The sequence below is a fragment of the Pseudoxanthomonas fibrivorans genome (assembly GCF_041464125.1).
In the GTDB taxonomy this organism is placed as follows: Bacteria; Pseudomonadota; Gammaproteobacteria; order Xanthomonadales; family Xanthomonadaceae; genus Pseudoxanthomonas.
Window position 1 is genome coordinate 388,436 of the sequence record NZ_JBGNUG010000002.1, and the last position, 18,728, is coordinate 407,163.

The following is an 18,728-nucleotide window of genomic DNA, read 5'->3' on the forward strand; positions in this document are numbered from 1 at the left end:
TCGCGCGAGGACACGGGCATGGGCGCGGTGCAATTAGCCGAAGATCGCAGCGGCTGCAATGTTCGCGGTCACGGAGCGGGCGTGGTGCACCGGTAAACTCCGGGTATTCCCCCCACTGGACCACGTCGAATGAGCAACAGGATCGCGCACGCCGGACTGGCCGCGAAGCGGATGGATGCCGGACAGGCCGCCGCGCTGATCGGCCCGGGCATGTCGGTCGGCATGAGCGGCTTCACCGGCGCCGGCTACCCGAAGGCGATCCCGCTGGCCCTGGCGACCCGGATCACCGCCGCGCACGACCGCGGCGAGCCGTTCGCCCTGCGCATCCTCACCGGCGCCTCGACCGCGCCCGAGCTCGATGGCGCGCTCGCCCGGGCCGGCGGCATCGACTTCCGCCTGCCGTACCAGTCCGATCCCGAGCTGCGCGCGCGCATCAACGCCGGCGAGATCGAATACATGGACATCCACCTGGGCCATGTCGCGCAGTACACCTGGTTCGGCTTCCTCGGGCACATGGACGTGGCGGTGGTGGAAGTCAGCGCGATCCTGCCGGACGGACGGCTGGTGCCATCGACCTCGGTGGGCAACAACAAGACCTGGCTGGACCTGGCCGACAAGGTGATCATCGAGGTCAACCACCGCCAGCCGCTGGGCCTGGACGGCATGCACGACATCTACTACGGGACCGCGCTGCCGCCCGCGCGCAAGCCGATCCCGCTGGTGCACCCGGGCGACCGCATCGGCGAGCCGTACCTGCGCTGCGACCCGGACAAGGTGATCGCGGTGGTCGAAACCGATGCGCCGGACCGGCTCGGCGCCTTCGCGCCGCCGGACGACACCTCGCGCCGCATCGCCGCCAACCTGGTCGACTTCTTCCGCCACGAGATCCGCGCCGGGCGCCTGCACGAGCAGCTGCTGCCGCTGCAGTCGGGCGTGGGCAACGTCGCCAACGCGGTCCTGGCCGGGCTGCGCGAAGCCGGCTTCCGCGGCCTGACGGCGTTCACCGAGGTGATCCAGGACGGCATGCTCGAGCTGATCGGCGACGGCACCATCGAGGTCGCCTCGGCCAGCTCGTTCGCGCTCAGCCCGCAGGGCGTGGAGGACTTCGTCGCCAACATCGACCGGTACCGCGAGCGGATCGTGCTGCGCCCGCAGGAGATGTCCAACCACGCCGAGCTGATCCGACGCCTTGGCGTGATCGGCATGAACGGCATGGTCGAGGCCGACCTGTACGGCAACGTCAACTCGACCCATGTCGCCGGTACCAGCATCATCAACGGCATCGGCGGTTCGGGCGACTTCGCCCGCAATGGCTTCCTGTCCTGCTTCCTGACCCCGAGCACGGCCAAGAACGGGGCGATCTCGGCGATCGTGCCGATGGTCAGCCACGTCGACCACACCGAGCACGACGTGGCGGTGATCGTCACCGAGCAGGGCCTGGCCGACCTGCGCGGCCTGTCGCCCAAGCAGCGCGCGCGCAAGATCATCGAGAACTGCGCGCATCCGGACTACCGGCCGATGCTGCAGGACTACTTCGAGCGCGCCTGCCTGCACAGCCGCGGCCGGCACACGCCGCACCTGCTGCCCGAGGCGCTGTCCTGGCACCAGCGCTTCCTGGACACGGGCACGATGCGGACCTGATCGCCCGCCGGCTGCATCCGCCTTCGCCGCCCCGCCGAAGCGCGGGGCGGCGTGGCGGCCGGTGGGCAGCCGTGTGTTGCGCGCGCGGCGCAGCCGGGGCTCTGCCGCAGTGGCTGTCGGGACCGATCTCGCGGCCGCGTGTCTCCGCTTCGCTCAGGGATGCGACGTGGCGCCGGCCGATCGCAGGCGGACAGGTCCGGGGTGACGGCGCGTGATGCCCTCAGGGACGAAATGTCCTCCGGCGCCGGTGAGGCGGCGCCTCCTCCTCGATTTCGCCCCACGCCCCGTCAGGAAGCGGTCGCTTCCCGGGCCGGGCACACGCATCCGGGGCGGGTGCCCGCGCTCCGTTGGATTCCTCCCCGCGGAGCGCCGTCGATCGCCATCCACTCCAGGCGATGCGGGTACCTGCTGCAGCGAAACCATGGGGAGGCATCGCCGGCGGGCGATGGCCGGGGACATTCGCGGAAGGGGATGCCCGCATCGCAGCCCGTGACGCCCTGTCTCCGTCCCCGGGGCCGCCGACCCGTTACCGGCATGGCAAAGAAAACGGGCGGCACCTGCGTGCCGCCCGTCATCGTGGACGTGGCCGCAACGGGCTCAGCCCAGGGAGGCCAGCCACTCGTCGTCGGAGCCTTCGTTGACGCCCTCGAACAGCGGAGTGGAGAAGTAGCGCTCGCCCGTATCCGGCAGGACCGCCAGCAGCACCGTGCCCTTCGGGGCATCGGCGGCGACCTTCAGCGCCGCGGCCACCGTGGCGCCGGAGGAGATGCCCACGAAGATGCCTTCCTCGGCCGCGAGCCGGCGCGCGGTGGAGATGGCCTCGTCGTCCGACACACCCAGGATCTGGTCGGCGACTTCCCGGTTGAGCACGGCCGGGATGAAGTCCGGGGTCCAGCCCTGGACCTTGTGCGGCTTCCATTCGTTGCCGGCCAGCAGCGAGGCATTGACCGGCTCGGCGGCGGTGATCTTCACCTCCGGACGGGCCACGCGCAGCACTTCGCCCACGCCGGTGAGGGTGCCGCCGGTGCCCCAGCCGCTGACGAAATGGTCGAGGCGGCGGCCGGCGAAGTCGCGCAGGATTTCCGCCGCGGTGGTCTGCCGGTGGTAGGCCGGGTTGGCCGGGTTCTCGAACTGGCTGGCGAGGAACCAGCCGTGCTTCTTCGCCAGCTCCTCGGCCTTGCGGACCATGCCGCTGCCGCGTTCGGCGGCCGGGGTCAGGATCACCTTGCCGCCATACGCGCGGATCAGCTTGCGACGCTCGATCGAGAAGGTCTCGACCATCGTCGCCACGAACCGGTAGCCGCGTGCGGCGGCCACCGCCGCCAGCGCCACGCCGGTGTTGCCGGAGGTGGCCTCGATGATGGTGTCGCCGGGCTTCAGCAGGCCCTTGGCCTCGGCGTCGAGGACGATCGCCAGTGCCAGGCGGTCCTTGACCGAGCCGGCCGGGTTGAAGGCTTCGACCTTGGCGTAGAGCTCGACATGGGCGGGTGCGACGCGATGCAGGCGGACGACCGGGGTGCGGCCGATGGTGTCGAGGATGCTGTCGTGGATGGCCATGGGTGGTTCCGGGTTCCAGGAAACGGGGATGGGGTGGAGTACGTCGGATTCAGGCGGCCCGGGCCAGCACGGGTTCAGCGGGCAGCGGGCCGAGCGGGGCGGCGCCGAACCAGTGCAGCTGCGCGGCCAGCGCCGCGATTTCGCCCAGGATCAGCAGCGCCGGCGAGGCCACGGCATGCGCGCGGGCAGTGTCGGCCAGGTCGCCGAGCGTACCGGTGACGACGCGCTGCTCCGGGCGCGAGCCGTTTTCCACCAGCGCGAAGGGCGTGCCCGGGTCGCGGCCGGCGTCCAGCAGGCGCTGGCGCAGGTGGTCGAGTGCGGCCACGCCCATGTACACCGCCAGCGTCTGGCGGTCGCGGGCCAGCGACTCCCAGTCCACGGTGTCGACCGAGTCCCGGCAGTGCGCGGTGAGCAGGCGCAGCGACTGGGCGTGGTCGCGATGGGTCAGGGGAATGCCGGCATAGGCCGCGCACGCCAGGGCGGCGGTGATGCCGGGGACGACCTGGAACGGGATGCCGTGCGCATGCAGGAATTCCAGTTCCTCGCCGCCGCGGCCGAACACGAACGGGTCTCCGCCCTTCAGCCGCACCACCCGGGCACCGGCGCGCGCGTGTTCCAGCATCAGGGCGTGGATCTGTTCCTGGGGCATGCTGTGCCGGCCGGCGGACTTGCCGACCTCGACCAGCCGCGCGCCCGGACCTGCGAGGGCCAGGACGCCGGAGCCGACCAGCCGGTCGTGCAGCACGACGTCGGCCGCCTCGAGCGCGCGCACCGCGTTCAGCGTGAGCAGGCCGGGGTCGCCCGGCCCGGCGCCGACCAGGGCGACGCTCCCGGGCGGCAGCGCGAAGGACGGGGCGGTGGGCGCATTCAGGCTCACGGTGGAGGCCCGGAAAGAAGGGACACCGACCGTAACCCCCGTCCAAAACCGGCGGAAATAACTTGCCGCACAATGCTCATGCTCCCCGGTTATAAGATCGGGGTGCTGATTGCCACTACAGTGCCCAGACCCCCCGCCGCGCCCGGTTCCCCCGCCCGATGACGCTGACCCAGCTCCGGTACCTCGTCGCCATCGCCGATGCAGGGCTCAACATCACCCTGGCCGCCGCGCGCGTGCATGCGACCCAGCCGGGGCTGTCCAAGCAGCTCAAGCAGCTGGAGGACGAGCTAGGCTTCCTGCTGTTCGTGCGCAAGGGCCGCAGCCTGGAGGCGATCACCCCCGCCGGCGCCGAAGTGCTGGAGCGCGCGCGGGTGATCCTGGCCGAGACCGCCAACATCCGCGCCTACGCCGCCAACCAGCGCCGCGAGAGCCAGGGCCAGCTCACCATCACCACCACCCATACCCAGGCCCGCTTCGTCCTGCCGCCGGCCATCGCCCGGATCAAGCGCGACTTCCCGCAGGTGAGCGTGCACCTGCAGCAGTCGACCGAGGGCGCGGCGCTGGACCTGCTCGGCCAGGGCGATGCCGACATGGCCGTGATCAGCACCGCCGGCGGCGAGCCGCAGGGCGGGGTGGCGGTGCCGCTGTACAGCTGGCGCCGCCTGGCGCTGGTGCCGCGCGGGCACCCGCTGGACCGCGCCGGCAAGCCGCCGGACATCCAGGAGCTGGCCCAGTACCCGCTGATCAGCTACGAATCCTCCACCCGTCCGGAGTCGTCGCTGCAACGCGCCTTCAGCAGCGTCGGCCTGGAGCCGAACCTGGCCCTGACCGCGCTCGACGCCGACCTGATCAAGACCTACGTGCGCGCCGGCCTGGGCGTGGGACTGCTGGCCGAGATGGCGGTGAGCGTCGGCGACACCGACCTGCGCGGGTGGCCGGCGCCGACCGAGATCACCGCGTGCGTGGCCTGGGCGGTGCTGCCGCGCGAGCGGGTGCTGCGCGACTACGCGCTGGAGCTGGTCAACGTATTGGCGCCGCAGATCGACAAGCGCGACCTGCGGCGCGTGCTGGACGGCAACCAGGACCCGGACTGGCCGGAGCCGCCGAGCTGGGAATCCCTGACCCAGACCATCACCAGCTGAGCCACGGCGCGGCGCGCCAGGTCAGGCTGGGGCCGGCAGCGACCGCGCATAGCGGTGCCAGTAGCCTGCCTTGTCGTCCGCCTGCCTGACCACGCGTTCGACCGGGCTGGTCGAAGGCCACAGTTGCAGCGCGTATTCCTCGAACGGCTCCCCGTCGTCGACGCGGCCGGCATCTTCGGCTTGGCCGAAGTTGCGCGCGCACCAGCGCACCATGTATCCGGGCCCATCGACCGGCAGGTTGCAGATGGGGCGTCCCTCCCAGTCCTGCAGCACCACCGGCGATGACAGGAACGCGAACGGGACCTCCACCACGTCCGGCCACGAAGCCTCCAGCGGCGGCTCGGCCGGGAAACTCAGGACCTCCAGCTGTACCTGGCCGCTGTGCAGGCCGCACATCAGCATCAGGCAGCCGGGCACGCGCGCCCCGCACAGGCCGTTTTCCTGGCCGGCCAGAGTCCGTTCGAGGGGCGCCGGCGTGCACCCCGGCGAAACGGCGTAGAGCTGCCCGTAGCTGACATCGACCGGACCGCTGTAGACGACCTTCATTCCCTGCATGGCGCAACCGGTTGGCGGGCAGGCGATGATGGTGCCCGATCCGCGCGGCGGATGCCGGGGCCGACCACGGCCGGTAGAATCGCGGGCCTGCGAGCCTCAGGATCCCGGCATGAACACCATCATGGTCCCCGTTTCGGTCGGGGAGCTCATCGACAAGATCACGATCCTGGAGATCAAGGCCGAGCGCATCAGCCAGGAAAACCGCCGCCGCAACGTGCTGGTCGAGCTCGAGGGCCTGCTGCCGCTGTGGCGGGAGCTGCTGGCGCAGTCACCGGCGCTGGAAGGGCTGAAGGCCAGCCTGCGCGGGATCAACGAGCGCATGTGGGACGTGCAGGACGCGCTGCGCGCCAAGGAGGCGGCGCAGGATTTCGGCGCCGGATTCATCGACCTCGCGCGCGCGGTGGCGGCGCGCAACGGCGAGCGCGTGGCCGTCAAGAACGAGATCAACCGGCTGGCCGGTTCGCAGTTCGTCGAGGAAAAGCAGTACCGCTGAGCCGTCCGCCAAGCCCGGTGGTGGAGGCCCCGCCCCTGGTCTGCGACGGGACGGCGGTGCCCGCGCCAGCCGCGCCACAGGCGCCCGCCGTCAGATGTCCTCGTGGATCCCGCACTCGCGCTTGAGGCCGAAAAAGCGGGTGTCCTCGTCCTTCATCCCCGGCTCCCAGCGCGTGGTGGTGTGGAAGTCGCCGATGGAGACATACCCTTCGTGCCACAGCGGGTGGTAGGGAAGGTTGTGCTTCTTGAGGTACTGCCACACGTCGCGGTCGGTCCAGTCAGCGATCGGGCTGATCTTCAACCGCGGCCCGCGCTGCTGGACGATCGGCGTGTCGGCGCGGCTGGCCGACTGGCTGCGGCGCAGGCCGGTGAACCAGGTGCCGATGCCCAGTTCGTCCAGGGCCCGGCGCATCGGCTCGACCTTGCGCAGCTGGTTGTAGTTGTCCAGGCCTTCCACGCCCTGTTCCCACAGCCGGCCGTGGCGCGCTTCCATCCACGCACGGCTGACCAGCGGGCGGTACACCTGCAGGTTGAGCTTGAGGGCGTCGACCAGCTCGTCGGCGAAGCGGTAGGTCTCCGGGAACAGGTAGCCGGTGTCGACCAGGATCACCGGGATGTCGGGCCGCTGCTGGCTGACCAGGTGCAGCGCCACCGCGGACTGGGCGCCGAAGCTGGAGGACAGCGCGGCGTTGCCGCCGCCGTGGGCCAGTGCCCATTCGACGCGGCGTTCGGCATCCAGCGTCTCCAGCCAGGCGTTGAGCTCGGCCAGGTCGCGCGCGGGCGCGGCATCGCTGTTGGCGGCTTCCTGCGGGGCTTGGGGGGCGGTCAGGCTCATCGTGAACTCCGGACGCGGGTCCTGCAGCGGCGTGGGTCAGGCGGCTTCGCCGAGCGCGGGCGTGCGCACCGGGTCGACCAGGACATGGGTGGGGTAGGGCGGCAGCGCGACCAGGCCGGCGCGATGCAGGAAGTCGCCGAACCGTTCGTCCGGCTCGCGTTCACCGGCATAGCGCGCGAACAGCGGCTCGAGCGCTTCCAGGATCTCGCCCTCGGTGATGTTCTCGCGGTACAGCGTGTTGAGGCGCTGGCCGCGGTGGTCGGCGCCGAGCATCAGGTTGTAGCGGCCGGGCGCCTTGCCGACCAGCGCGATTTCGCCCAGGTACGGGCGCGAGCAGCCGTTCGGGCAGCCGGAGATGCGCAGCAGGATCGGCGCCTCGCGCAGGCCGTGGCGGTCGAGCAGCGGCTCGAGCTTGGCGGCGAAGTCGGGCAGGTAGCGCTCGGCCTCGGCCATGGCCAGGGCGCAGGTCGGCAACGCGACGCACGCCATCGCGGTGCGCGCCAGCGCGGTCGGCGCGCCGTTCTCGCGGTCTAGCGCGTGGGCATGGACCAGCGCGTCGATGCGCTTGCGCTCGCCCGCCGGCACGCCGGCGATGACCAGGTTCTGGTTGGCGGTGACCCGGAACTCGCCGCGGTGGACGTTGGCGATCTCGCGCAGGCCGGTCAGGTGCGGGGTGCCCGGGCGGTCGGCGATGCGGCCGGACGGCAGCGACAGGGTCAGGTGCCAGCGGCCGTCCTCGCCCTCGACCCAGCCGAAACGGTCGCCGTTGTGCTCGAAATGGAACGGGCGCGCAGGCTCCAGGTGGAAGCCCGCGTGCGCTTCCATCTTCGACACCACCGCGTCCAGGCCGAGGTCGTCGATCGTGTACTTGAAACGGGCGTGCTTGCGCTCGACCCGGTCGCCATGGTCGCGCTGCACGGCCAGCGCCGCGGCGGCGATCGCGATGGCCCGGTCCGGGGCCACGAAGCCGATCACGTCGGCCAGGCGCGGATAGGTCTTGGCATCGCCATGGGCGGCGCCCATGCCGCCGCCGATGGTCACGTTGAAGCCGGCCAGGCCGCCGTCGTCGCCGACGACCGCGACCAGGCCGAAGTCGTTGGCGAAGATGTCCACGTCGTTGACCGGCGGCACCGCCACGGCCATCTTGAACTTGCGCGGCAGGTAGGCCTTGCCGTAGACCGGATCCTCCTCCTCGCCGCTGTCGGCCAGCTTCTCCTGGTCGAGCCAGATCTCGTAGTAGGCGCGGGTCCTGGGTAGGAACTCCAGCGACAGCCGCCGCGCCCACTCGTGCACCTCGGCGTGCAGGCGCGACTGCAACGGGTTGCTGGCGCCGAGCACGTTGCGGTTGACGTCGCCGCAGGCCGAGATCGTGTCCAGCGCCGCCGCGTGGATCGCCTGCATCGTCGCCTTCAGCTCGCGCTTGATCACGCCATGGAACTGGAAGGTCTGGCGGGTGGTGACGCGCAGCGAGTGGTTGGCATGGGTGGTGGCGATCGCGTCCAGCTTCAGCCACTGCTCGGGGGTGAACACCCCGCCCGGCGCCCGGATCCGGATCATGAACTGGTGGGCGGGCTCGAGCTTCTGCCGGCGGCGTTCGTCGCGGATGTCGCGGTCGTCCTGCTGGTAGGTGCCGTGGAACTTGACCAGGCGCTGGTCTTCGAACGACAGCGAGCCGGTGACCGGGTCGGCCAGGCCTTCGAGCAGCGTGCCCCGCAGGCCGCGGCTGTTGATCTTGATGTCTTCGACGGAAGGATGGCTCATGGCGTCGGCTGGAGTCCGGTGGTGGGCGCGTGCGTCGGTCAGTAGACGTCGCGGCCGTAGCGGCCTTCGGTCTGCAGGCGGGTCAGGTACTCGGCGGCGGCTTCGACATCGCCGCCGTTGTGCGCGGCGACGATGTCGACCAGCGCGGCATGGACGTCCTTGCCCATCGAGATCGCGCCGCAGACATAGAAGTGGGCGCCGTTCTGCAGCCAGTCGTAGACCTCGGCGCCGCGCTCGCGCAGGCGCTGCTGGACGTAGACCTTGTCGGCCTGGTCGCGGGAGAAGGCCAGGTCGAGGCGATGCAGTTCCTTGCGCTGCAGGGCGTCCTGCCACTCGACCTGGTAGAGGAAGCCGGTATTGAAGTGCTGGGCGCCGAAGAACAGCCAGTTGCGGCCGGAGGCACCGGTTTCGGCGCGCTCCTGGACGAAGCCGCGGAACGGGGCCACGCCGGTGCCGGGACCGACCATGATGATGTCGCGGCTGCCGTCGGCCGGCACCCGGAAGCGCTCGTTCGGCTCGATGTACACCGGGACCTGGCCGCCCTCGTCCAGCGCGGCGAGGAAGCCGCTGGCGGCGCCGCCGTGGTCGTGGCCGTGGGCGTGGTAGCCCAGGATGTCGACGGTCAGGTGCGCTTCCTCGCCCACGCGCTTGCGGCTGGAGGCGATCGAGTACAGGCGCTGGGCCTGGGGACGCAGGGCGGCCACCAGGCCGTCGTGGTCCCAATCCGCCGGCCAGCGGCGCAGCACGTCCACCAGCTGGTGGTCGGCCAGCAGCGCGGCCAGGCCGGCGGACTGGGTCGGGTCGAGCAGCTGCTTCAGCGCCGCCGCGCCGGAGCGTTCGGCGTGCGCGGCCAGGAACGGCCGCGACAGCCGGGTCAGCTCGCGGCGGGTGGCCAGCCACTCGGACAGGGGCAGAGTCTGCTCGCCGGAGGTGACCGCGGCATGACCGTCCAGGCGGGTCGCCTGGAGCACGCTATCGACCAGCGCCGGCGGGTTGCGGTGGCGGATGCCCAGCGCGTCGCCCGGCTCGTAGGCCAGGCCCGAACCTTCCAGCGACAGTTCGAGGTGGCGCACGTCCTTGTCGACCGGGCCGTACTGCAGGAAGCCCACGCTCTTGAACTCGCGGCCGCTGATGCGCTGGTTGGCCAGTACCTCGGCCGGGAACGGGCGCTCGTGCGACCAGGCCGCCGCCGGGCGCAGCGGCGTGACCGTGGCCAGGTGCGCGGCGGCCGGCGCCGGCGCGGTCTTCAGCAGCTCGCGGGCCTGGGCCAGCGCTTGCTCGCGCCACGGGGTCGCGACGGTGTCGATGTCCAGGTCGGCCTGGCCCACCTCGGCGACGCGCTGCGCGCCCAGCTCGGCGAGGCGGGCGTCGAGCTTGCGGGCGATCCCGCAGAAGTCGGCGTAGCTGGTGTCGCCAAGGCCCAGCACCGCGAACCTGAGTTCGGGCAGCTTGGGTGCGCGCTTGCCGAGCAGGAATTCGGTGAAACCGATGGAGTCGTCCGGCGGGTCGCCCTCGCCCTGGGTGCTGATCACCAGGTACAGCAGCCGCTCGCCGGCCAGTTCGCGGGTGGCGTAGCCATCGGTGCGGACCAGGCGCACGGCCAGGCCGGCGGCTTCGGCGGCCTGGGCCAGCTTCTCGGCCTCGCGGCGGGCGTTGCCGGTCTGGCTGCCATAGAGGACGGTCAGGCGCTGGCCGGCCTGGGGGGCCGCCCCCGCGCCGCCACCGGGCAGGACCGCCAGCTGGGGCGTGGCGTGGGCCTGGGCCAGGCCGGCGGTATAGCCGGACAGCCACCACAGCGACGGGCCGTCCAGTCCGTCGACCAGCCGGCCCAGCAGGACCTTGCGGTCCTCGTTGAGCGGACTGGGGGGCAGCGCGGTGGGCGCAGCGGTCATGCGGGCGGCTCGGCGGATCGTCGCAGCTTCGACGGGCCACCGATGTTAGGAAAGCCGAAAGCGCCACTGAAACGGCTTGTGGTTATTCGCTTATGCTCTGGGCTTATTTCGTCGGCCGGGGGCGGCGCCCGAATACTCGCCGTCCCGAAGACCCCGGTCCCGACCGGCACGCGGCCGGCCTCCACGCCGGAGGTCCCGCGGGCCCGCCCCGTTCCGACCACGCCTATCCGATGAGCCTCGCCCACCGCCTGTCCCACCTCGACCGCCTGGAGGCGGAGAGCATCCACATCCTGCGCGAGGTCGCCGCCGAGTTCCGCAACCCGGTGCTGCTGTACTCGGTCGGCAAGGACAGTTCGGTGCTGCTGCACCTGCTGCTGAAGGCGTTCGCGCCGGCGCCGCCGCCGATCCCGCTGCTGCACGTGGACACGCGCTGGAAGTTCCGCGAGATGATCGCCTTCCGTGACCGCCGCGCCGCCGAAACCGGCGTCGACCTGCGGGTGCACATCAATCCGGACGGCATCGCCCAGGACATCGGCCCGATCAGCCACGGCGCCACGGTCCATACCGACGTGATGAAGACCCAGGGCCTCAAGCAGGCGCTGGACCAGTACCAGTTCGACGCCGCGATCGGCGGCGCGCGCCGCGACGAGGAGAAGTCGCGCGCCAAGGAACGCGTGTTCTCGTTCCGCAACGAGCACCACCGCTGGGACCCCAAGCGTCAGCGCCCGGAGCTGTGGAACCTGTACAACGCGCGCATCCGCAAGGGCGAGAGCGTGCGTGCGTTCCCGATCTCGAACTGGACCGAACTGGACGTGTGGCTCTACATCTTCCGCGAGAAGATCCCGGTGGTGCCGCTGTACTTCGCCGCCGAACGCCCGGTGGTCGAGCGCGACGGCGCGCTGATCATGGTCGACGACGCGCGCCTGCCGCTGCGGCCCGGCGAGGTCCCGCAGCTGCGCAAGGTGCGCTTCCGCACGCTCGGCTGCTACCCGCTGACCGGGGCGATCGAGTCGGAGGCCGACTCGCTGGAGAAGATCATCGCCGAGATGCTGGTGGCCACCAGTTCGGAACGCCAGGGGCGGGTCATCGACCACGACCCGACCGCCTCGATGGAGAAGAAGAAGCTGGAGGGGTACTTCTGATGGCCGCCGACGCGACCGGCGCGGCCGGCACCGACATCGCCGCCTACCTGCGCCAGCACGAGGACAAGCCGCTGCTGCGCTTCATCACCTGCGGCAGCGTCGACGACGGCAAGAGCACCCTGATCGGGCGCCTGCTGTGGGAGAGCAAGCGGCTGTTCGACGACCAGCTCGCCGCGCTGGAAGCCGACAGCCGCCGCCACGGCACCCAGGGCGAACGGATCGACTACGCGCTGCTGCTCGACGGACTGGCCGCCGAGCGCGAGCAGGGCATCACCATCGACGTGGCCTACCGCTACTTCGACACCGAGAAGCGCAAGTTCATCGTCGCCGACTGCCCGGGCCACGAGCAGTACACCCGCAACATGGCCACCGGCGCCTCCACCGCCGACCTGGCGGTGGTGCTGGTCGACGCGCGCAAGGGCCTGCTGGCGCAGACCCGCCGCCACAGCTACATCGTCTCGCTGCTGGGCATCCGCCAGGTGGTGCTGGCGGTGAACAAGATGGACCTGGTCGGCTACGACCAGGCGGTGTTCGACGGCATCGCCGGGGGCTACCGCGCGCTGGCCGCGCAGCTGGGCATCCCGCACGTGCAGGCCATCCCGCTGTCGGCGCTGGAGGGCGACAACCTGTTGCAGCCGTCCGCACGCACCCCGTGGTACCGCGGGCCGGCCCTGCTGCCGCACCTGGAAACGGTGGGGCTGGAGGGCGGCGAAGCCGCGACCGGCCTGCGCCTGCCGGTGCAATGGGTGAACCGGCCCAACCAGGACTTCCGCGGCTTCGCCGGCACGATCGCCGCCGGCGACGTGGCGCCGGGCGACAGGATCGTCGTGCTGCCCTCGGCGCGGCGCTCGACCGTGGCCCAGGTCCTCGGCAGCGACGGCCCGGTGCAGCGGGCGTTCGCCGGCCAGGCCGTGACCGTGACGCTGGCCGACGAGGTCGATGTCAGCCGCGGCGACGTCATCGCCGCCGCCGGCGATCCTCCCGCGGTCGCCGACCAGTTCGCCGCGCACGTGCTGTGGATGAGCGACGCGCCGCTGCTGCCCGGGCGTCCCTACTGGCTGAAGATCGGCGCGCGCACCGTGGCCGCCAGCGTCAGCGAGATCAAGCACCGGGTCGACGTGAACACCCAGGAGCACCTGGCCGCCAAGCGCCTGGAGCTCAACGAGGTCGGCTACTGCAACCTCAGCCTGGAGGAGCCGGTCGCCTTCGCGCCCTATGCCGAGAACCGCGCGCTGGGCGGCTTCATCCTGATCGACCGGCAGAACAACGACACCGTCGCCGCCGGCACCCTCGACTTCGCCCTGCGCCGCGCCGACAACGTGCACTGGCAGCACCTGGACGTGGACCGGGCCGCGCGCGCCCGGATCAAGGGCCAGGCGCCGAAGGTGCTGTGGTTCACCGGCCTGTCCGGCGCCGGCAAGTCGACCATCGCCAACCTGGTCGACAAGCGCCTGCACGCGCTGGGGTACCACACCTTCGTCCTGGACGGCGACAACGTCCGCCATGGGCTCAACCGGGACCTCGGCTTCACCGACGAGGACCGGGTCGAGAACATCCGCCGCGTGGCCGAGGTCGCCCGGCTGATGGCGGACGCCGGCCTGATCGTGCTGGTGAGCTTCATCTCCCCGTTCCGCGCCGAGCGGCGGATGGCGCGCGAGCTGTTCGCGCCGGGCGAGTTCCTCGAGGTGTTCGTCGACGTGCCGCTGGAAGTGGCCGAGGCGCGCGACGTGAAGGGCCTCTACCGCAAGGCGCGGGCCGGGCTGATCCCGAACTTCACCGGCATCGACTCGCCGTACGAGGCCCCGGAGGACCCGGAGGTCCACCTGGACGCGGCGGCCACGCCGGCCGAGGCCCAGGTCGCGCGCGTGCTGGAGGCGCTGGAACTGGACTGGAGCGCGGGAGGCACCTCCTGGCTCTGAGGCGGCCGCCCGCCGGGTCGCGCCGGCGCCCACGTCAACCAACGGCACATACGGGCGTTAACAATCGCTCGCTACACTCGGCGGTTGGTGTGTATGAAAGCAGCGAGGCGGTCGATGGCGTCACGTTTCCTGGCCAGGGGTCTGGTCCTGGCGGGTGTTCTGGGCCTGGTGGCATGCGACCGCCAGCCCGAGGGGACGGCATCCGCCCCGGCGGCGATCCCGGTCACGACCACCCTGGTCCAGCCGGTCGCCTGGAGCGACACGGTCCAGGCGTTGGGCACCGCGCAGGCGCGTGAATCGGTCACCCTGACCGCCAAGGTCAGCGAGATCGTCGACCAGGTCCATTTCGAGAGCGGCCAGCAGGTCCGCGCCGGCGAGCCGCTGGTGACGCTGCGCGTGGACGCCCAGGAGGCGGCGCTGGGCGAGGCCGAATCGACCCTGGCCGAGGCCGACCAGCAATACCGGCGCCTGCAGGGCCTGGCCGAGCAGCAGCTGGTGGCCCGGTCCACCCTCGACGCGCAGCGCGCGCTGCGCGAGGTCGCCGCCGCGCGCGTGCGCCAGATGAAGTCCGACATCCGCGACCGCCACGTGCGCGCGCCGTTCGCCGGCGTGCTCGGCATCCGCCAGGTCAGCCCCGGCGCGCTGCTGACCCCGAACTCGGTGATCGCCACCCTGGACGACATCTCGCGCATGTACGTCGACTTCCAGGTCCCGGAAGCGGCGCTGTCGGCGATGGTCCCCGGCGCGCGGGTGACCGCGAACACCGCGGCCTGGCCGGGCCGGCAGTTCGAGGGCGAAGTCCAGACGACCGACGCGCGGATCGACCCGGGCACGCGCGCGGTGACCGTGCGCGCCGCGTTCGACAACCCCGAGGCCCTGCTGCGTCCCGGCATGCTGCTGGACGTGCACCTGTACCGCCCCGAGCGCCAGGCGATCGTGGTCCCCGAGATCGCGGTCGTGCAGGTCGGGCGCGATTCGTTCGTGTACCGGGTCGGGCAGGACGGCAAGGTCGAACAGGCCACGGTCCGGACCGGCGTGCGCCGCGACGGTCGCGCCGAGATCCTGGAAGGCCTGGAGGCGGGCGACCGGATCGTCGTCGACGGGACCGGCAAGCTGCGGCCCGGCGTCACCGTGGCCGATGCGCCGCGGCCGGGAAAACCGGGCGATGACGCCCGCCAGGCGCAGGACGTGCCCGCCACCCCGCGGGACTGACCGATGAACCTGTCCGACCTGTCGATCAAGCGCCCCGTGTTCGCGGTGGTGGTCAGCCTGCTGCTGGTGGTGCTGGGCGTGATGTCGTTCATGCGCCTGACCCTGCGCGAGCTGCCCAACATCGATCCGCCGATCGTGTCGGTGGAGGTCAACTATCCCGGCGCCTCGGCCGCGGTGGTCGAGACCCGCGTCACCCAGATCCTCGAGGACGGGCTGGCCGGCATCGAGGGCATCAAGACGATCCAGTCCTCCAGCCGCAACGGCCGCTCCGACGTCACCATCGAGTTCAACCTCACCCGCGACATCGAGGCCGCCGCCAACGACGTGCGCGACCGCGTGAGCCGGGTGATGGACCGCATGCCCGACGAGGCCGATCCGCCGGAAATCTCCAAGGTCGAGGCCGACGCCGAGGTCATCGTCTGGCTGAACATGCGCTCCACCGTGATGGACACGATGGAGCTGACCGACTACGCCGACCGCTACGTCGTCGACCGGCTGTCCTCGCTGGACGGCGTGGCCCGGGTGCAGCTCGGCGGCGGCCAGCGCTACGCGATGCGGATCTGGCTGGACCGCGAGGCGATGGCCGCGCGCGGCATCACCACCTCCGACGTGGAAACGGCGCTGCGCGCGCAGAACGTCGAACTGCCGGCCGGGCGCATCGAGTCGGAAACGCGCGACTTCACCCTGCGCGTGGAGCGCGGCTACCGCCAGCCGGAACAGTTCGCGCAGCTGCCGCTGCGCAAGGGCGCCGACGGCTACGTGGTCCGCCTGGGCGACGTGGCGCGGGTGGAGCTGGGCGCCGAGGAGCGCCGCGCCTACCTGCGCAGCAACGGCGTACCGAACGTGGGCCTGGGCATCGTCCGCACCTCGACGGCCAACGCGCTGGACGTGGCGCGCGCGGCCCGCGCCGAGGCGGAGGTCATCCAGCAGACCCTGCCCGAGGGCACCGACATCTTCATCGCCTTCGACAGCACCACCTTCATCGAGGCGTCGATCGACCGGGTCTACTGGACGCTGGGCGAGGCGATGGTGCTGGTGTTCCTGGTGATCTGGCTGTTCCTGGGCAGCCTGCGCGCTGCGCTGATCCCGGCGGTCACCGTGCCGGTGTGCCTGGTGGCGGCGTTCATCGCGCTGTATGCCTTCGGGTTCTCGATCAACCTGCTCACGCTGCTGGCGCTGGTGCTGTGCATCGGCCTGGTGGTCGACGACGCGATCGTGGTGCTGGAGAACATCCAGCGACGCGCCGACCTGGGCGAGCCGGCGCTGGTGGCCGCGCGCCGCGGCACCCGCCAGGTGGCCTTCGCGGTGATCGCCACCACCGCGGTGCTGGTGGCGGTGTTCCTGCCGGTCGGCTTCATGGAGGGCAACACCGGGCGCCTGTTCCGCGAACTGTCGGTGGCGCTGGCGGCCGCGGTGGCGATCTCCGCGTTCGTCGCGTTGACGCTCACGCCGATGATGTCCTCCAAGCTGGTGCGCCCGCACGGCACCCCGCGCGGGCTGAACAAGTGGACCCAGCGCACCCTGACCCGCATCAGCGACGGCTATGGCGGGCAGGTCGGCCGGCTCGTCGCGGTGCCGGGCCGGCGCCTGCTGGTGCTGCTGGCCGCGGCGATGGCGCTGTGCGTGGCGGCGATCGTCGCCCTGGGCCTGTACGTGCCCAGCGAACTGGCGCCGGCCGAGGACCGCGGCCGCTTCTTCGTGATGGTCGACGGCCCGGAAGGCGCGGGCTTCGACTACACCGTCGGCCAGATGCAGCAGGTCGAGAAGATCGTGCTGGCCGAGGTCGGCGAGGGCAAGCCGATCCAGCGCGCCAATTCGCGCGTTCCGCGCGGCTGGGGCGGCAGCGAGGACATGCACACCGGGCAGGTGATCGTGTTCCTGGAGGACTGGCACGAACGCGACGTGCCCACCGACCAGGTCGTCAACACGCTGCGCGCCGAGTTCGCCAAGCTGCCGGGGGTGCAGGTGCGCGCCAACGTGCCGGGCGGCCTGGTGGGCAGTCGTGGCCAGCGCTACCAGCTCGTGCTCGGTGGCCCCGACTACGCCGAGCTGGCGCAGTGGCGCGACCGGGTGCTGCAGCGGATGGAGGGCAACCCCGGCATCCAGGACCCGGACTCGGACTACAAGGAGACGCGGCCGCAGATGCGGGTCAACATCGACCGCGAGCGCGCCGCCGACCTGGGCGTGCCGGTGCAGGAGATCGGCCGCACCCTGGAAACCATGATGGGCTCGCGCCAGGTGACCACCTACGTGGACAACGGCGAGGAGTACGACGTGATGCTGCAGGCCGGGCGCGAGAACCGCGTCGACCCGTCCGACCTGGCGCAGACCTACGTGCGGGGCGCCGGTGGCGAACTGGTGCCGCTGTCCAACCTGGTCACGCTCTCGGAGATCGCCGAGCCGGGCAGCCTCAACCGCTTCAACCGCTTGCGCGCGATCACGATCAGCGCCGGCCTCGCCCCCGGCTACTCGATGGGCGAGGCCCTGGAGTGGACCCGGCAGGTGGTCGCCGAGGAGCTGCCGGACTACGCCCAGGTCGACTGGAAGGGCGAGTCGCGCGAGTACCAGGAGGCGGGCGGCGCGATCCTGCTGACCTTCACCCTGGCGCTGCTGATCGTCTACCTGGTGCTGGCCGCGCAGTTCGAGAGCTTCCTGCATCCGCTGGTGATCATGCTGACGGTGCCGCTGGCGGTGCTCGGCGCGCTGCTCGGGCTGTGGGTCACCGGCGGCACGCTCAACCTGTTCAGCCAGATCGGCATCGTCATGCTGATCGGCCTGGCGGCCAAGAACGGCATCCTGATCGTGGAGTTCGCCAACCAGCTGCGCGACGAGGGCGCCGCGGTAGGCGACGCGATCGCCGAGGCGGCGAAGGTGCGCCTGCGCCCGATCCTGATGACCTCCGTGGCCACGGTCATGGGCGCGGTGCCGCTGGTGCTGGCCGGCGGCCCGGGATCGGCCAGCCGCGCGACGATCGGCATCGTCGTCATCTTCGGCGTCACCTTCTCCACCCTGCTGTCGCTGTACGTGGTGCCGGCGTTCTATGCGTTGCTGGCGCCGTACACGCGCTCGCCCGAGGCGCTGGCCCACGAGCTGGCGCGGCTGGAGGCCGATACCCCGCCGGTCGGCGGTCATGGCTGAGGCCGGCGCGCGCCCGTACGCGGGCGTGCGCCTGGCCGGGGAAGGCTTCGTCCTGCGGGCCTGGCACGCGGGCGACCTGGACGCGCTGCTCCTCCATGCCGACGACCCGCAGGTGCCGCGCGGGCTCAGCGACCGCTTCCCGCATCCGTACACGCGGGCCGACGGCGAGGCCTTCCTGGCCGGCAAGGTGGTCGACCTGCGTGGCCCGGTGCTGGCGATCGAGATCGACGGCGAAGCCTGCGGCAGCATCGCCGTCCGCCCCGGGCACGGCGAACGCGGCCACGGGGCCGAACTGGGCTACTGGCTGGGCCGGCGCCACTGGGGCCGCGGCCACATGACCCGGGTGGTGGCCACCTACCTGGACTGGGTGGTGCCCGCGCTGGGCCTGCGCCGGGTGGAAGGCAACGTGCTGGACGGCAATCCGGCCTCGGCGCGGGTGCTGGAGAAGAACGGCTTCGTCGAGGAAGGCGTGCGCAGGGCGGCGGTGCTCAAGCCCGACGGGCCGCACGACCTGCGGCTGTTCGGCCGGCTCTGGCCCGGCTGAGGACGGCGCGGGACTGCGCAG

Annotated in this window: 13 protein-coding genes and 1 pseudogene; 8 read left to right on the forward strand and 6 right to left on the reverse strand. The window is 71.5% G+C overall.

What is annotated here, in order from left to right:
• The first annotated feature begins 129 nt into the window (after positions 1–129).
• Positions 130–1,641 (forward strand): acetyl-CoA hydrolase/transferase family protein, encoded by a 1,512-nt coding sequence (locus ACA089_RS15240; RefSeq protein ID WP_372018450.1) that lies wholly within the window; start codon positions 130–132, stop codon positions 1,639–1,641.
• A gap of 597 nt (positions 1,642–2,238) precedes the next feature.
• Here the strand turns inward: ACA089_RS15240 and cysK are convergent.
• Positions 2,239–3,198, reverse strand: coding sequence for a cysteine synthase A (gene cysK, locus ACA089_RS15245; RefSeq protein WP_372018453.1), 960 nt, complete (start codon positions 3,196–3,198; stop codon positions 2,239–2,241).
• Positions 3,199–3,247: 49 nt separating this feature from the next.
• A pseudogene (gene cobA / locus ACA089_RS15250) lies at positions 3,248–4,039 on the reverse strand (uroporphyrinogen-III C-methyltransferase); the annotation flags it as partial.
• A 194-nt stretch (positions 4,040–4,233) separates the two neighbouring features.
• Here cobA and ACA089_RS15255 point away from each other — a divergent pair.
• On the forward strand, positions 4,234–5,217 hold the full coding sequence (locus ACA089_RS15255; RefSeq protein WP_372018456.1) for a LysR family transcriptional regulator: 984 nt from the start codon (positions 4,234–4,236) through the stop codon (positions 5,215–5,217).
• 21 nt (positions 5,218–5,238) lie between these two features.
• Here the strand turns inward: ACA089_RS15255 and ACA089_RS15260 are convergent, their stop codons facing one another.
• On the reverse strand, positions 5,239–5,772 hold the full coding sequence (locus tag ACA089_RS15260; protein WP_372018457.1) for a hypothetical protein: 534 nt from the start codon (positions 5,770–5,772) through the stop codon (positions 5,239–5,241).
• A gap of 109 nt (positions 5,773–5,881) precedes the next feature.
• Between ACA089_RS15260 and ACA089_RS15265 the strand changes: the two genes are divergently transcribed.
• Positions 5,882–6,265 (forward strand): DUF6165 family protein, encoded by a 384-nt coding sequence (locus ACA089_RS15265; protein ID WP_372018459.1) that lies wholly within the window; start codon positions 5,882–5,884, stop codon positions 6,263–6,265.
• Between the two features lie 90 nt (positions 6,266–6,355).
• Here ACA089_RS15265 and ACA089_RS15270 read toward each other — a convergent pair whose 3' ends face one another.
• Genes ACA089_RS15270 through ACA089_RS15280 form a run of 3 tightly spaced genes read right to left on the reverse strand, consistent with a single transcriptional unit; the run spans position 6,356 to position 10,752 of the window.
• Positions 6,356–7,099, reverse strand: a complete 744-nt coding sequence (locus ACA089_RS15270) for a phosphoadenylyl-sulfate reductase (protein ID WP_372018461.1) — start codon at positions 7,097–7,099, stop codon at positions 6,356–6,358.
• A gap of 36 nt (positions 7,100–7,135) precedes the next feature.
• Entirely contained in the window at positions 7,136–8,860 is a 1,725-nt protein-coding gene (gene cysI / locus ACA089_RS15275) for an assimilatory sulfite reductase (NADPH) hemoprotein subunit (protein WP_372018463.1), read from the reverse strand.
• 38 nt (positions 8,861–8,898) lie between these two features.
• On the reverse strand, positions 8,899–10,752 hold the full coding sequence (locus ACA089_RS15280) for an assimilatory sulfite reductase (NADPH) flavoprotein subunit (RefSeq protein ID WP_372018465.1): 1,854 nt from the start codon (positions 10,750–10,752) through the stop codon (positions 8,899–8,901).
• Positions 10,753–10,982: 230 nt separating this feature from the next.
• On the opposite strand from ACA089_RS15280, the gene cysD reads away from it, so the two are divergent.
• The 5 genes from cysD to ACA089_RS15305 all read left to right on the forward strand — a co-directional run bounded on the left by cysD (position 10,983) and on the right by ACA089_RS15305 (position 18,707).
• On the forward strand, positions 10,983–11,894 hold the full coding sequence (cysD, locus tag ACA089_RS15285; RefSeq protein ID WP_372018468.1) for a sulfate adenylyltransferase subunit CysD: 912 nt from the start codon (positions 10,983–10,985) through the stop codon (positions 11,892–11,894).
• Positions 11,894–13,813, forward strand: coding sequence for a sulfate adenylyltransferase subunit CysN (cysN, locus tag ACA089_RS15290; RefSeq protein ID WP_372018469.1), 1,920 nt, complete (start codon positions 11,894–11,896; stop codon positions 13,811–13,813). The genes cysD and cysN overlap by 1 nt, the downstream gene beginning before the upstream one ends.
• A gap of 114 nt (positions 13,814–13,927) precedes the next feature.
• Positions 13,928–15,025: an efflux RND transporter periplasmic adaptor subunit gene (locus ACA089_RS15295; protein ID WP_372018470.1), complete on the forward strand. Its 1,098-nt coding sequence runs from the start codon at positions 13,928–13,930 to the stop codon at positions 15,023–15,025.
• 3 nt (positions 15,026–15,028) lie between these two features.
• Positions 15,029–18,163: an efflux RND transporter permease subunit gene (locus tag ACA089_RS15300; RefSeq protein WP_372018473.1), complete on the forward strand. Its 3,135-nt coding sequence runs from the start codon at positions 15,029–15,031 to the stop codon at positions 18,161–18,163.
• Complete coding sequence (locus ACA089_RS15305; RefSeq protein WP_372018474.1) at positions 18,156–18,707, forward strand: GNAT family N-acetyltransferase; 552 nt, start codon at positions 18,156–18,158, stop codon at positions 18,705–18,707. Before ACA089_RS15300 ends, ACA089_RS15305 begins: the two co-directional genes overlap by 8 nt.
• The last annotated feature ends 21 nt before the right edge of the window (positions 18,708–18,728 follow it).